Origin of the sequence: Chitinibacter tainanensis DSM 15459 (assembly GCF_000429785.1) — a bacterium.
Classification (GTDB): Bacteria; Pseudomonadota; Gammaproteobacteria; order Burkholderiales; family Chitinibacteraceae; genus Chitinibacter; species Chitinibacter tainanensis.
In genome coordinates this window covers 103209-117695 of sequence record NZ_AUCN01000018.1, presented here as the reverse complement: position 1 = coordinate 117695, position 14487 = coordinate 103209, and the positions used below count along the sequence as shown (strand labels likewise).

At 55.3% G+C, this 14487-nt stretch carries 10 protein-coding genes; 3 read left to right on the top strand and 7 right to left on the bottom strand.

The window, feature by feature from the left end:
• Window positions 1-3: 3 nt before the first annotated feature.
• Window positions 4-1176: an O-succinylhomoserine sulfhydrylase gene (locus G482_RS0106680; protein ID WP_028449386.1), complete on the top strand. Its 1173-nt coding sequence runs from the start codon at window positions 4-6 to the stop codon at window positions 1174-1176.
• Between the two features lie 100 nt (window positions 1177-1276).
• Here the strand turns inward: G482_RS0106680 and serB are convergent, their stop codons facing one another.
• Genes serB through G482_RS17635 form a run of 4 tightly spaced genes read right to left on the bottom strand, consistent with a single transcriptional unit; the run spans window position 1277 to window position 4349 of the window.
• Complete coding sequence (serB, locus tag G482_RS0106675; protein ID WP_028449385.1) at window positions 1277-2116, bottom strand: phosphoserine phosphatase SerB; 840 nt, start codon at window positions 2114-2116, stop codon at window positions 1277-1279.
• 17 nt (window positions 2117-2133) lie between these two features.
• Window positions 2134-3168 (bottom strand): FUSC family protein, encoded by a 1035-nt coding sequence (locus G482_RS0106670; RefSeq protein WP_028449384.1) that lies wholly within the window; start codon window positions 3166-3168, stop codon window positions 2134-2136.
• A gap of 10 nt (window positions 3169-3178) precedes the next feature.
• The gene (locus G482_RS0106665) at window positions 3179-3886 is read right to left on the bottom strand and encodes a UPF0149 family protein (RefSeq protein ID WP_028449383.1); all 708 of its coding nucleotides are present in this window, start codon (window positions 3884-3886) and stop codon (window positions 3179-3181) included.
• The gene (locus G482_RS17635) at window positions 3864-4349 is read right to left on the bottom strand and encodes a GNAT family N-acetyltransferase (protein ID WP_034619140.1); all 486 of its coding nucleotides are present in this window, start codon (window positions 4347-4349) and stop codon (window positions 3864-3866) included. Before G482_RS17635 ends, G482_RS0106665 begins: the two co-directional genes overlap by 23 nt.
• 129 nt (window positions 4350-4478) lie before the next feature.
• Between G482_RS17635 and G482_RS0106655 the strand changes: the two genes are divergently transcribed.
• On the top strand, window positions 4479-5663 hold the full coding sequence (locus G482_RS0106655) for a L,D-transpeptidase family protein (RefSeq protein WP_169721058.1): 1185 nt from the start codon (window positions 4479-4481) through the stop codon (window positions 5661-5663).
• Here G482_RS0106655 and G482_RS0106650 read toward each other — a convergent pair.
• Window positions 5660-6568 carry a LysR family transcriptional regulator gene (locus G482_RS0106650; RefSeq protein WP_028449381.1) on the bottom strand — a complete coding sequence of 303 codons (909 nt, stop codon included), beginning with the start codon at window positions 6566-6568 and terminating at the stop codon, window positions 5660-5662. The two genes, G482_RS0106655 and G482_RS0106650, sit on opposite strands and share 4 nt — an antisense overlap.
• Before the next feature lie 106 nt (window positions 6569-6674).
• On the opposite strand from G482_RS0106650, the gene G482_RS0106645 reads away from it, so the two are divergent.
• Window positions 6675-6860, top strand: a complete 186-nt coding sequence (locus G482_RS0106645; RefSeq protein WP_028449380.1) for a hypothetical protein — start codon at window positions 6675-6677, stop codon at window positions 6858-6860.
• A gap of 78 nt (window positions 6861-6938) precedes the next feature.
• Here G482_RS0106645 and G482_RS0106640 read toward each other — a convergent pair whose 3' ends face one another.
• A complete protein-coding gene (locus tag G482_RS0106640; RefSeq protein WP_028449379.1) occupies window positions 6939-8108 on the bottom strand; it encodes a response regulator in 1170 nt (389 codons plus the stop codon).
• Window positions 8109-8136: 28 nt separating this feature from the next.
• On the bottom strand, window positions 8137-14361 hold the full coding sequence (locus G482_RS19495; protein ID WP_028449378.1) for a PAS domain S-box protein: 6225 nt from the start codon (window positions 14359-14361) through the stop codon (window positions 8137-8139).
• Window positions 14362-14487 lie beyond the last annotated feature (126 nt).

Sequence of the window (14487 nt, the reverse complement as noted above, 5' to 3'; positions counted from 1 at the left end):
CTGATGTTTGACCTGGATGATCTGCACCCCGAAACCCTGGCCGTGCGCGCGGGCACACTGCGTACCGAGTTTGGCGAACACTCAGATGCCATGCATCTGACTTCAAGTTTTGTGGTGGGCTCGGCCGAAGAGGCCGCGCTCAAATTCACCGGGCAAATGCCAGGCTACATTTATTCACGCTTTACCAACCCGACCGTGAGCGCCTTTGAGCAGCGCTTGGCGGCTCTGGAAGGGGGCGAGCGCGCGGTGGCGACCGCTTCCGGCATGAGTGCAATTTTGGCGCTGTGCATGGGGCTTTTGAAGGCGGGCGACCATATCGTGTCGTCCAATAGCCTATTTGGTGCGACGATTCAGCTGTTTAATGCCTACCTGGGTAAGTTTGGAGTTACGGTGAGCTATGTGTCACCCACCGAGCCCGCGGCATGGGCCGCTGCCGTTACGCCGAACACCAAACTGTTTTTCCTCGAAACGCCGTCCAATCCGCTGACTGAAATTGCCGATCTGGCCGCGATTAGTACGATTGCCCATCAGCATGGTGCTTTACTGGTAGTGGACAATTGTTTCTGCTCGCCGGCTTTGCAGCAGCCTTTGAAATTGGGGGCGGATATCGTTGTGCATTCGGCCACCAAATACATCGATGGCCAGGGGCGTGTGCTGGGTGGCGCGGTAGTGGGTAGTCATGCGGTGCTGGAGCCGATTTATCTGTTCCTGCGCACTGCCGGCCCGACTTTGTCGCCATTTAATGCCTGGGTGCTACTCAAAGGCCTAGAAACCTTGGGTATTCGCATGAAAGCGCATTGCGAAAACGCACTCAAATTGGCTACGTGGCTAGAGGCGCAGCCGCAAGTGAGCAAAGTCTACTATCCGGGGCTGACCAGCCACCCGCAATACGAGCTAGCGCAGCGCCAGCAAACCGGCGGCGGCGGGGTAGTATCATTTGATCTGGTGGGGGGCAAAGCGGCCGCTTGGGCCTTGATTGATCGCGTGCAGCTGATGAGCCGCACCGCCAATCTGGGCGACACGCGCACCACTATCACGCATCCGGCGACCACCTCGCATGGCCGCCTGACACCGGAAGCCCGCGCGGCTGCGGGTATTGGCGATGGTTTGGTGCGTATTTCGGTGGGCTTGGAACACGTGGATGATCTGATTCGCGATTTGCAGCAGGGCTTCTAAGCGGCGGCGCTGATGCTAGGCTCTCCACGTAAAAAACGGCACCTTGGGTGCCGTTTTTCTTGCGGTCTTGCAATATACCTGTAGTGGGTATTGCTCCCAATCAAAGGAAGTAATTGAGTACGCCATCCATACCCACGGTATTGATCACGTACGGGGCTTCAGCCTGAACTTTTGGCTTGGCATGTAGCGCCACGCCAAAGCCAGCAGCGTGCAGCATCGGCAAGTCATTGGCCCCATCGCCCATGGCGACCACCTGCTCGGGGCGCAGACCCAGCGCTTCGCGGTGGGCAATCAGCTCGGTTTTCTTGCGCTCGGCATTGATAATATCGCCCACCACGCGGCCAGTGAGCTTGCCGTTTTCGACTTCCAGCACATTGGCAATCGTGGTCGTTAGGCTCAGCCGAGCCTGTAGTTTTTCAGTAAAGAAAGTAAAACCGCCCGAGATCAGCAAGGTTTTGGCGCCGGCCGCTTGAAAGCCTTTTAGCATGGCCTCGGCACCAGGCATCAGGCGCAAGCGCTCGCTGTACACGCGCTCCAAGGCGCTTTCTTCTAGCCCGGCTAGTAGCGCCACCCGACGGGTGAGGCTGGCATTGAAATCTAGCTCGCCGCGCATTGCGGCAGCGGTAATGGCGGCCACTTCTGGCTTAATGCCGACCATGTCGGCAATTTCATCAATGCACTCGATGGTGATCAGGGTGGAATCCATGTCCATCACCACCAGACCAATGTCAGTGACGCGGATGTCTTCGGGAATAAACGCAAAATCCAGCGCATTGGATTGGCAAAAATCAGCTACTGCCTCTTCATTGGCGATGTCGGCGCCCTGCAGGCGAAAGGCTTGCTGATGGATGGCCTCGATGCTGTGCGCGCCAGCAAGGCGGGCCAATTGCTTGAGATGCTGGGTTTCAATGTGCGGAGCCTGAATAACAAGACGGTGCATGCGGATCTTCTCGTGGATTAAAAAGGCGCCTCAGGCGGATTAGCCGGTTTGAGGCTTTGAAAAATCATGGCAAAAATCGCGGCCACCAGCACCCCGAGCAGGGTTTCAAGTAGGCGATTTTCAGCGGCCTGCTTCGCGAGTTGGCCATGCAGGCCAAAAAAGGCCAGTAAGATATAAATCAGCAGGGTACTAACAGCGGCGATGTACATCAGCCCATTGGCAAAGGCGATCGGCAGTAAGGCGGCCACCAGCGAAATGAGCGCCAGCAGCAGCCACAAATTATGTAAGGGAAAAATCAGCCACCAGGCTAGCAATGAAGCGAGCAACACCCCCACGATCCGCAGCCAGATATTGGTCATGGTTTGGGCGTGTTCGGGTTTGAATACCATCAAGGTGGTAATCGCTGCGATGCTGGGCACCGATAGGCCCGCTTGATGGGCAATAAAAAAGCTAAAGGTGCAGGCAAAGGCCAGCAAAATGCCAAAAGTCAGCCCGGCCCGTTCGCCCTTGCGCAGTGAATGATACTCACGCCGCCAATTCGGTGGTTTTACTAAATTGAGCGGGTTATTCATCCGCGGCGCAAACGCCATACTCAGCGCCATGGTTAGCACAGCGCCCAGCACATACATCGGTAAAAAATCCGCAGTGATAAATGAGCCCGGATACCCCACCAGATATGCACTGGCCATCGAGCGCAGGGTGATATCTAGCGTAAAACCCGCTGCCATATTGGCGCCAATCAGGCTAATGAGCACTACAATGCCGCTGAGCCACCAGCCCCAGTGCTCATTGAGGCTCATACTGAGCGTGGCGGCGGCCAGAATGGCCAGATTGCCCAGTAGCATGCTTTCCAGCCGCACCCGGCGGCGATGGCCAATATCGCTAATCAGCGTATAAAAAACAGCAAAACCCAGCATGCCGGCTTGCATCGGCTGCCCCAGCCACAATAAAACCCCGAGTGGCAAAGCAAAGGCCATCGCCCCTAGCAACATGCGCGATGGGTGAAAGGCTTTAAGCTGGGGTTTAAGCGGGGCCAGCAGCTGGGCAAGCATTAGGCGAGGCTCAAGCGCCGTGGCACTTTTTGAATTTTTTACCCGAGCCGCAATGGCAAGGGTCGTTGCGGCCCACTTTCGGCTCTTCGCGGACCACTTGCTCGACCTTGCCGAATTTATTTTCCAGCACGTAGTACATCACGTCTTCGATGTGCCATGGCAGCTCGGAAATTCGCTCTTCGCGCTCTTTGATGCTTAGCAGGCTCTGGCCCTCTTCAAGGTCTTCTTCATCGGTCAGGGCCAGTGCCAGAATTTTATCCACGGCGCTATCGAGCTCTTCGCTCTGGCTTAAGAGCTTATCCCAAGCCTCGGCGCGGGCTTCAATCCCGGCATAAAAACCGGATGCCCAGTAGGCCCCCATGGTTTTTTGCCAGCGCTCGTCTTGTTCTTCATCCGACAAAATCACCGGCACATACAGTGGATTCTCGCCCGGATTATCGCGGCGGCTAATGGAAAACGCGGCCTTGATGCTGGCCATATGCTGGCGAATCAGACTAAAGATCTCGTCCGCTTCGGCGTGCGAGTCAAATTCGGGGGGCGTACCGGCAAAAACAGCGGGCAGCCATTCCTCTTCGGCGACTTCGTCCGGTCCGATGGCGAGGGCCACCAGAAAGCCATCGAGCATTTCCACGTCCATGGTTTCGCCGGGCGTACGGGGCGACATCAGAAAGCCATCGAGTGCTTCGAGCTGATCGTTAGTGAGTAAGGTGTTGCTCATGATTGAATTTCCATTGATGAAGATCGGCGATCAGCCATTCGTTAAATTCCCGACTGCCGGGGCGAAAGCCATAGCGATAAAAAAAGCCATAGGCGGTATGAGTGCTGTGCACTTGTAATTGTGCCAGCTGCGCGCAATGGCCATGCAGGGCGATTTCTTGCAACAGTGCGGCGCCAATGCCCTGATCTTGCCAAGCGGGGGCAACCAGGAGCACATTGATTTCGCCATCGTTATTCAGTTGCGCCACTCCCTGCAGCACACCCGCTTGCGTCGCGACGAGGCTCACCAATTGGGCTGCCGGCGGATGGGTGAGCAGATACAAAATCTCCTCTTGCCAGCGGGCCATGTCCTCGGCGCTTAAATCTTGTAAATCTAGCTCATCGCAGGCGAGCAAGCTATCGCGCACGATCTCGGCGAGTGGGGCTAAATCGCTGCTTTGCAGCGGGCGTATCAGCGTATGCATTGGCAAATTATACCGGTTTCGGCGCAGCGCCGGCAGCAACGCTGCTTGAGCGGCGAATTGTTGTATTTGATTTCGATATGCTTACGCATTGATGAACGAGCGTGCAGACAATGGCATGATGAAAAGCTGATGACGAATAAGGCGGGTAAGAGCGTGTTTAAAATCAGGCTGTTGGCGTTAGGGGGCTTAGGGCTGCTGGGGATGCAATCGGCTAACGCGGTGACGGCGCAGGAATATGCCGCCTTGCAGCACTATGCCCAACAGCTTAATCCGGCCGCCGCCAGCACGGCGACGCTGGTACCCGGCGAGCGGCCATTACGCCGCGGCATGCAGGGCGAAGACGTGAAATTGGCCAAGCAGCGGCTGACCGAGCTGGGTTTTCCGCTGCCGCTGGATGCGCAATTTGGCCCCGAGCTGGATGCCACTTTGCGCGAGTTTCAGCTGGGCCTGAGCATGAAAGAAGATGGGGTGCTGGATAAACAAACCCGCTTTAATCTTAATCTCACCGATGCCAAGCGAGCCGCCTTGCTGCAATGGCAATTACCCCAAATGTATACCCTGCTACAGCATGCGCCTGAACGCTATGTAGTGATTAATATTCCAGCCTATACCCTCACGGCCTATCAGGGCGGGCAGCAGGTTTTAAGCTCGCGGATTGTCATTGGCAAAACCGATCGCGAAACGCCGCTGCTGGCCACCCAGATTGCCGCGATTAAATACAACCCCAACTGGAGTGTGCCGCCGGTGGTGATCAAACATGATTTGCAGCAGGGCGGCAAACTGAATCTGGCCAAAATCCAGAAGCATAAATTGCGCATGCTCGATGCGGACGGCAATGCCGTCGATCCAGCCACCGTCTCGGCTGAAGGCGGCTTGGGGCGCTATCGCTTTGTGCAAGACCCGGGCGCGAATAATGCCTTGGGGCGGCTGAAATTCGAGCTAACCGCCAGCAATGGGATTTACCTGCACGATACACCCAGCAAAGGGCTATTCGGCCGGGAAAACCGTGCAGCTTCGTCGGGCTGCGTGCGGGTACAGCAATGGCAGCAGCTGGCGGCTTGGGTGCTGGGGGTGAATGCCGGCACCATTGGCCAGCGGGTGGCGAGCAAAAAAACCTACTCCGAAGCGGTGGCCGCGCCGGTGAAAGTGTATTTTGTGTATTGGCCCGCCCAGCTGGAGGGCGAGAAAGTGCGCTGGTATGCCGATATTTATCAGCAATACCAAACCAGCCGTGGGATTAATGCCGCGCTGAAACTGCTAGACAATCCGGCGCCCAGCGCTATTGGCCAGGTCGCCACCGCACCCAAACCTTAGCCAGGGGCTAAGCGCTCGCGTAGCGCCTCGACAATAAAATCAATAAATACCCGGTATTTGCGTGGAACCGAAGCGCGAAAAGGGTAGACGAGATATACCGGGGTGGGGTTTGCATGCCACTCAGGCAGTAAGGGCTCCAGTAGCCCTAGTTCGCAATAGGTTTGACCCACAAACTGAGGCAACAACGCAATGCCATAGCCACAGATCGCGCTGACTGCCAGTGTGGGGTTGGTGTCGCTACATAAAATCGGTTGCAGTGGGGCGGTCAGCTCTTGCTCGCCATTGAGCAAGCGCCACGCGCGCGAATGCTGGTAATCATCATTAATCAGCGTGGTGTGCTGCAATAGCTGATCCGGATGCGTCAGCGGTGGTGCGCTGGCCAGATAGCGGGGCGAGGCATACAGCTTATCGTGGGCATAGCCCAGCGTTTTGGCCACTAGTCGTTCATCGCCCACCCGGCCTACCCGAATACAAAAATCCACCCCATCCGCCCCCGGCGAAATCAGCCTGTTGTTGGAATCCACCCGAATCCGCAAGCCTGGGTGTAAACGCGCCAGTTCGGCCATCAAAGGGCCAACAGCATACTGCGATAGCGATGGCGTGGTGCTGATCCATAAGTCGCCATCCAGGCCTTGCTGGGTGTCTTCAATATCCAGCCGAACCTGGCCCAGCAGCTCGCGCAAAGCCACCGCATGGGGTAAGAGTTTTTGCCCGCTCTCGGTTAGCGTCATCCGTCGGGTACTGCGCAGCACCAGCACGGTGGCGAGCTCTTGCTCTAATTCACGGATTAATTGGCTGATATGACTTTTGGCGCACCCACGCTCAGCGGCGGCAGCGGTAAAGCTGCCAAGACGGGCCAGTGCTTCAAAGGCAAGTAAGGAATCGGGTGGCAGGATTGTTTTCATGGAAGAACGGAGTGTTTGTTTTTTAACGCTTATCGGCGGATTAGGCCCCGTCTATGATGAGTGCATCTAGACATTAACGCAATATCAAAAACAAAAGGAGCTGATCATGCTACGGTTTCTTACTGAGCTTGTTCGTCGCTTACGTGAAGGCGCGCGTACCCCCGCTTACGATGCTTTTTCGCACTCACCTTTCTATTTAAATAGCCACTGGCAACAGCCACAACGCCGGCGCCCGCTGTGCTGCGAGGAAGAAACCCTAGAGCGCTTGCGCGATCGCTGGCGGATTATGTAATTGAGAACGTGCCAGCGGTAGTCTTCCAAAAAAACAATGCCCCGTTAATCCGGGGCATTGTTTTATGCTGGGCAGAGCTTATTGCTGCTGTTTATGTAGCGCGGTGGTGGGGTATGTGCCCACTGCCTTTTGCAAATCACGAATAGCGGCACTGAGCTGATCTTGAAAATGCGCCTCCACCAGCAGGGTACTCGAGACATCTTCCATCCCATCGTGAATGATGCTCATCAGGGCGTTTTCTTGGCTATCGGTGAGCTGCAACCCCACCAGCGCGACTTCCACCCGCATGATGATGTTATTCAGAATCAGCGAGGCCGAGGCCCGGCCAGTGCGTTGTAGCTCATCAATATTGGCCAGCGTTTCGGTCAGCTGTTGAATGGTTTGCTCAATGACCGAGCCGCGTGATTCGGATTCTGCGGAGGTGTTAAGCGAATCCAGCCGGACTTCTGCGGCCTCCACCAGCATGGCAAGGTGATCGCGTAGCCGCCCGCACCGCTCGGGGTCGTCTTGCGGTAAATTGGTAATCAGGGTGCGGGTATGCGGGTAGGTAATGGCGAGGCGATTGCGGTATTGGGTGATCCGATCCATGCCCGCCATATGCTGCAAGATGGAGGATTCAAGCTCCGAAGCCGGGCCATGCTGATTCACAATCAAAGAGTCACCATTGGGCAGAAGCAACTGCACCACGCTATTGACCTCAAACATCGCTTGCGCATTGACCAGCTCGCTAGCCAAGGCCAGCGGCGTTTGGCATAAATTAAAGCGCTTGATTGCTTCAATCACCATGCCAGTTTCGCTCATGCTGGTCATGGCCACCATGGCGGTATTGGTGGCGTATTGACTTTGGGATTTGAGCTGCTGGCGCTCTTGTACCCGGCGCAAAGTCTGGATCACCTTGGCTTCCAGCACCTTCGGATTGATCGGCTTGAGCAGGTAATCTTCGCCACCAATTTCAAAGCCTTGCAGCCGATCATCGATACTATCGAGCGCCGATAAAAAAATCACCGGAATATCGCAGGTATCAAAATCGTCTTTAAGCTCTCGGCATAGGGTATAGCCATCCATGCCGGGCATTTGCACATCGGCAATGATGAGCTGCGGGTGCTTTTGTCGCGCTTTATCGAGCGCTTCTTGCCCGGATTCGGCGGTAATCAGCTGGCAGCTTTCGCTAAGGGCATCATGCAGAAAATCCAGCATGAAAAGGTCATCATCAACGATCAGTACACTTGGTTGCTCTGCTTGCGACATGGTGTGATCCTATTTTTCGTTAATGCGCTTAATGGTGCGCTTCCCAGTTTTGCTTCCAGACCAAAAAGTCGGCAGCTGCCATCGGCTCGGCCACCAGATAGCCTTGCACCTCATGGCAACCCGCTGAGACCACTAAATCCCAGTCCTCTTGGGTTTCCACGCCTTCGGCGACCAGATTGAGGTTGAATTTACTGCCCAAGGTGACGCTGTGTTCCAGAATGGTGCGGGCAGATTGATCTTGGCTGGCGCCACGCACAAAGGCCCGATCAATCTTCAATTCAGTAAAGGGGGTTTGCATCAAATGTTCCATGGTGGAAAACCCTGTCCCGAAATCATCAATCGATAGCCCAAACCCTTTGATCCGCAGCCGGGTCAGGATGTCGAGGCTCAATACATAATCATGCGAGAGCTGGGTTTCGGTGATTTCCAGCGTGATGGATTCCGGGGCGATGTCATTGTCGTCCAAGACTTGGCAAAAGAGCTCAGGCAGCTCCAAGCGATGTAGATTGTCCATCGATACATTGACCGATAATTTGATCTGCATGCCGGCGGCTTGCCATTGCCGCAGCTGGCTCACGGCCAGACGCAAGACTTGAAAGGTCAGTTCATCCACCAAGCCATGTTGCTCCAGCGCGGGCACAAAGGTATAGGGGCCCAGCAGGCCACGCTGCGGATGGCGCCAGCGCGCCAAACATTCCGCCCCCACGACGGTATGCGTGCGGGTACTGACTTTAGGCTGATAAAAGAGCTCAATCGCGCCATGCGCCAGCCCCCATTCCAGCTCGCTGCGCTCAAGCTGCATGGTTTGCGAGCCGGCGGCATGCTGCAGCCGGGGCTGTAATTGCGCAGATTCACTGAGCAAGCGCGCCAGATCCTCTTTGCGGATCGGTTTACTTAGCGCACCATGGATATTCAGGCGGAACGAATGAGCGAGTTTCTCGGTGGCTTTGAGGACGTTGTCATCCAGTCCCGACAAAATTGCCACTTGGCCGGTAAAGGCCTGTTGGCCCAGTTGGCGCAAAAATGCGATGCCATCCATATCCGGCATTTGCAGATCACACAAAATCCAGTCTGGTGTTTCCATTTGCTCCAACTGAGCCAGAGCGGCATGGGCATCTAGGCAGCGGGTAATGTGCACTAGGCCAAGGTCTTGCAGATGCTGGGCCAGTAAATCCAGCATAAATACATCGTCATCCAGCAGCATGACCCGCAATTCCGGATCAATATTATGGATACTCAGCTGTGGCTCCGCTTCGCAGCTGGCTGCAAGCAGCCCTTGGGTTTGCAGATGGGCACAGGTTTGCGTAAACAGGCGCTGTAATTCAGCGATTTTTTCGCGCATTACGTCCAGCGGCAGTGTGGTTTGGTGGGTTTCCAGGTCGGCCAAACGTTCGCCCAAGGCCATAGCGCCCACAGTGCGGGCCACAGATTTCAGTCGATGACATTCGGAGCTGATTTTATGCAGATTGCTGGCGGCCAGCTCTGGAGCCAGGTTCGCCAAGCCCTCGCGCAGCGTATCAGCAAATTTCTGCAGATATTTGTGCTGCCGCTGCGGGTCAGCTCCAAACATGACGTTTAAAACGGTCGGATCAAATAAGGGATGTCGATCTGTGGGGCTAGGGGTATAGCTTGGCAGGTCAGTCACAGTATTGCTTTGCAGCCAATACATCAGGGTCTGGTAGAGTTTGTCTGGCTGGACCGGCTTGCCAAGAAAGTCATTCATCCCCGCTTCCCGACACAGCTGGCGATCTTCGGTCGAGACGTTCGCCGTCATTGCGATGATGGGCAGATCTTTAAAGCGCGGATTCTGGCGCAGGATTTTGCACGCGGTGTAGCCATCCATTTCGGGCATCTGGATGTCGAGCAAAATCGCATCAAACAGCTCGGCCTCGGCGAGGCGTACGGCTTCGCGGCCATCGTTGGCAATCACCACCTGAATACCCACCTGGCTAAGTAGATCGGCCCCCACTTGCTGGTTAAACGGATGATCATCCGCCAAGAGTACGCGCTTGCCGGCCAGCTTGGGCAAGGTTTGCTGTGCAGAGCCATGCGTGGTGCTTGCGGGGAGTTGCTCGGCACTGATGGGTAGGCGAATGGCAAAACTAAATTCACTGCCCAGATGCAGCTGGCTGCGCAGCTTGAGCTCACCCCCCATCAGCCCCACTAGCTGCCGACTAATCGCCAGCCCAAGCCCGGTGCCCCCATATTTACGGGTGGTTGAGCTATCGGCCTGATCAAAGGGCTCAAACAGGCGTTGCTGCGCATGCTGCGGGATACCGATACCGGTATCGCAGACTTTAAATTCCAACCGCTCTGGCTCGGCCGGATCGCTGGCGAGACAAAGGCTAACCCGGCCATGTTCGGTAAACTTAATGGCATTGCTTAAAAGATTGAGTAATACCTGTTTCAGGCGCAGCGCATCGCCTTCAACTGTGCGCAGTTCAAGCTGATCGTGAAAGAGATCAAAAGCCAGGTGTTTTTCGCTGGCGCGCGGCTCCATAATGTCGCGAATTTCCGCCAGCATATCGGCGAGGTTAAACGGGCAATGTTCGATTTCCAGCTTGCCAGCCTCGATCTTGGAAAAGTCGAGAATGTCATTAATCAGCCCGAGCAAATGTTGGCCTGAGGCGGTGATTTTTTGCAGATAATCACGTTGTTTCGGATTAAGTTCGGTTTGCAGCGCCAGATGCGCCATGCCCAACACGCTATTGAGCGGGGTGCGGATTTCATGGCTCATATTGGCGACGAAAGCGCTTTTCGCCCGATTGGCACTTTCGGCCAGGTGGCGGGCGGCATCGAGCTCACGCGTACGTTCAATCACTCGCTCTTCGAGCTTGACATTGAGCTCAACCATATTGTGTTCGTGCTCGATGCGTTCAGTGATATCCCGCACCATGGCGGTGTAGATCGGGTTGCCGTAATTATCCGAATACGAAATCGACACTTCGACCGGAAATTCTTCGCCATTGGCGCGGCGGCCGTGCACTTGGCGCACGTTGTAGCTGCGCATTTTGCGCGTGTGGTCCCCTTCGCGGGCAAATTGGTGCATGTATTCGCGGTGGGTGAGGGTGTGCCGCACCGGAATCAAAGCCTCGATCGGGCAACCTAAGATCTGGCTCGCTGGAAAGCCAAACATCTGCTCGGCCGCGCGGTTAAACAAAATAATATTGAATTCGGTATCTGTGGTCACAATGGCATCCATGGCGCCATCAATCATCCCCGCCAACTGCGCCCGATTCGCCAGTAATTGCTCTTCGGTGGCTTTACGCTGGGTGATGTCAGTACTGGTGCCGATCATGCGTAGTGGCTGGCCTTGCTCATCACGCTGCACAATCGTGCCGCGCCCCAAAATCCACACATACTGGCCCGCTTTGCCACGCAGGCGATATTCACTGGCGTAGGCCTGGCTGCGTCCTTGCAGGTAATCGTTTAATTGCTCCAGCGCCTGCCGACGATCATCTGGATGCAGACGCTGCTCCCACTCACTAAAGGTATTGGCCAGCTCATTAATATGCAGGCCCAAGAGATTGGCCCAGGTTTCGGTGAAGGTCATTTGCTGATTGCGCAAATCCCAATCCCAAACGCCATGCCCGGAGCCTTCGATTGCGGCTTTCCACAGCTGGTCACGTTGAAACAAGGCCTCGTTCGCCCGGCGAAATTCACGCTTGCTCTGCATCGCCGTCAGCAGCTGGCTGTAGGTCAGCAGCAGCGGTTCCAGTGTGGCTAATACCTGCAGGCCGCCGGCGGGCAGGTCGCCCAAAATCACCAGGCCATTGACCCTATTGCCATAATGAATGGGGATGAGCCAGCTCGCCCCTAAAGCCGGCAGCCCCAGCTGCTCTCCGGTCTTGCCCAAGAGGGCGGGGATGTGTGGCAAGAACTTCGCCATCCCCTCTTGCACTACCTCGGCTGCACTCGGGCAGAGCGCGCAGTCAAACTCCCAGCCTGAGCTGATATTTTGTTCAAACAGTGCCACAGTGGCGGCATCCCACAGCTGGTGGCGGATGGCGTTTATTTTAAGTTGCCGTTGTTCGCCTTGGCCCAAGACTTCGGCGATCAGGGTAAAACCACTCTGGCTTAAGCGCTGGAGCTCAAGCAGGATAAGATTAAAGGCTTGTCGCTCATTCTGACTACTAATAAAGTCGCCCTGAATATCAACAATCGCGTTGAGCTGCAGATTGCGCAGATCGAGTTCTTCACGGGCATGGCGTTCTTCGGTGATGTCGCGCTGCACGCTCACCCAGACCGGCCCGTAGTGCATATGTTCGAAGCTGCTGCTACTTAAGCGGCTCCAGAATTGGCTGCCGTCTTTGCGGAGATTCAGTAGCTCACCTTCCCAGTGCCCCTGTTCTTGTAACAGTTGCAGCAGGCGCTGACTGTTATGCGGGCTGGCGGATTCATCACTCGCGATGAGCTCGGTCACCGAAACCCCCAGCATTTCTTCCGCAGCAAAACCAAACATCGCTTCAGCGGTGGGGTTGGCATACACCACGCGGCCATCACGGGCGGAAATCAGATGCACGGCTTGCTGCAGGTTTTCGACAATCTCGGCATGCAGGGCCAGCTCGTTTTTTAGCTCCAGCGGGTTGCTTAAATCTTGTACCGTCACCGGGACATATTTAGCCGTGGTTACGTTGGCCGGAATCGGGAAGGCCAGAATCGCCTTAAATGGTTTGCCGGTAGCGGTGATTAAATTGACTTCCGAGCGAAAGCGTTCTTCCTTGCGCCAGAAAGCCCGAATTTCCTCCCGTGCCACATCCAGTGCGCCTTCACCAAATAGCTGGCTAAATCCTTGCAAGAGCGCTTCTTTGCTGGTTTCAAACAAGATCAGCGTGGCCGGATTGACATCGGTGACCTTCATGCCGCTCAGTAAGCTGTAAATCGCTTCGGGTTTGTCGCGCAGGTAAGCGTCAATATCGCTAATGCCGCTTAAGCGCAATTCGTCCAGCATGGCCACCAGCTCGGACATATCCTCATGCCAGATCGACAAATGCGCGGCATCAAACAGCGAGCGGTAGCGTAATTCCCGCTCCACCAGCTCGTTTTGCTGTGCCAGCTGCGCGCCCAGATCGGTGAAGGTCAGTACGATTTCATCTTGCCAATCGTCTTCGAGCGGCGCGCAATGAAGCGCCACGCTTTTGTATTGACCATTTTTAGCGCAAACATGCGCCACAAAACGGCTAAAGACACTCTGGCCTTGTTGTGCCTGCTGGATGCGCTGATTCCATTCCTGCTCAACGTGGGTACGGTAGTGTGGATCTGGAAATGCCTGCTGCCACCACTGAGTGAGGTCGATTAAATCCACACTGCTATAGCCAAACAGCTCGATAAAAGCTGGGTTTAAATAATTAATGCCGCGTAAACCACTGCAGATCATGGTGGGTACGGCGCTGCTTTCCAGTAGGGCGCCCAGCCGTTGTTCGCTACGGGCTAATTCATGCAGGGTGTTTTTTAGTTTGCTGATGTCGCGCCAGGTGACTGACAGTACTGGCGTGGTTTCTTGTTCTGGTGTGACAAAGTGCGCATGCAGTAAGACATTGATTACCCGCTGCTGTTTGCTGCGTAAATCCAGTGCAACATCTTGTAATTCCTGCTTGCTTAAGAGTAAAGCCTGCCAGCTTTCGGTAAATAGGGCGGCAGATTCGGGGGTATAGAGCTGCAGCCAATTCTGGCCAATGATTTCGTGTTTATAGTACCCCAGGGTATTCAGTAGCGTCTGATTGCAGTCGAGGATGATCTGCTGTTGCCAGTCGATGGTTAGTAATAAATCTGGCGACTGATCGTACAGCGCTTGCAGATGATGCTGATGACTCAGTAAATGCTGCTCGCGCTCTTTGCGCGCAGCAATATCGAGCACCAGTGCCTCAATACCAATTAATTGCCCGGCTTCGTCGTAAATCCCATAACCCTGATCTTGCACCCATACCGTCGCGCCATCGCTGCGCACCAAGCGATATTCCAGCTGATAGCCTTGCTGTGTTTGCAGCCGGTCCAGGCTTTGTTGCCCAAAAGTGGGGCGATCTTCCGGGTGAATCAGGCTTAACCAACCGCCGGGGAGTTCTTGGCATAGCGTGCTTGCGGGATAGCCCGTCAGGCGTAGCGCAGCTTCAGCTGCAAAATCGACAGTGCGCTCCGAATCAAGGCGACAGCGATATACCATGCCGCTAACTTGCCCCAATAGACGCAACAAGGCCGCGCTGCATAACGGTGCCGCGCTGACAGTGTTGAGCATTGGATCGCTGGAGGCTGACATGATTCTCGTCAGGAGTTAGTAATACAGCTTAAAGATAGGCGATGCTCGCTGACGATGCCAAATTGCTTGCGTGTGGCCCAACTGCCAGATGTCGGAATCAGACAGCTAAAAACATGATTTATGTCA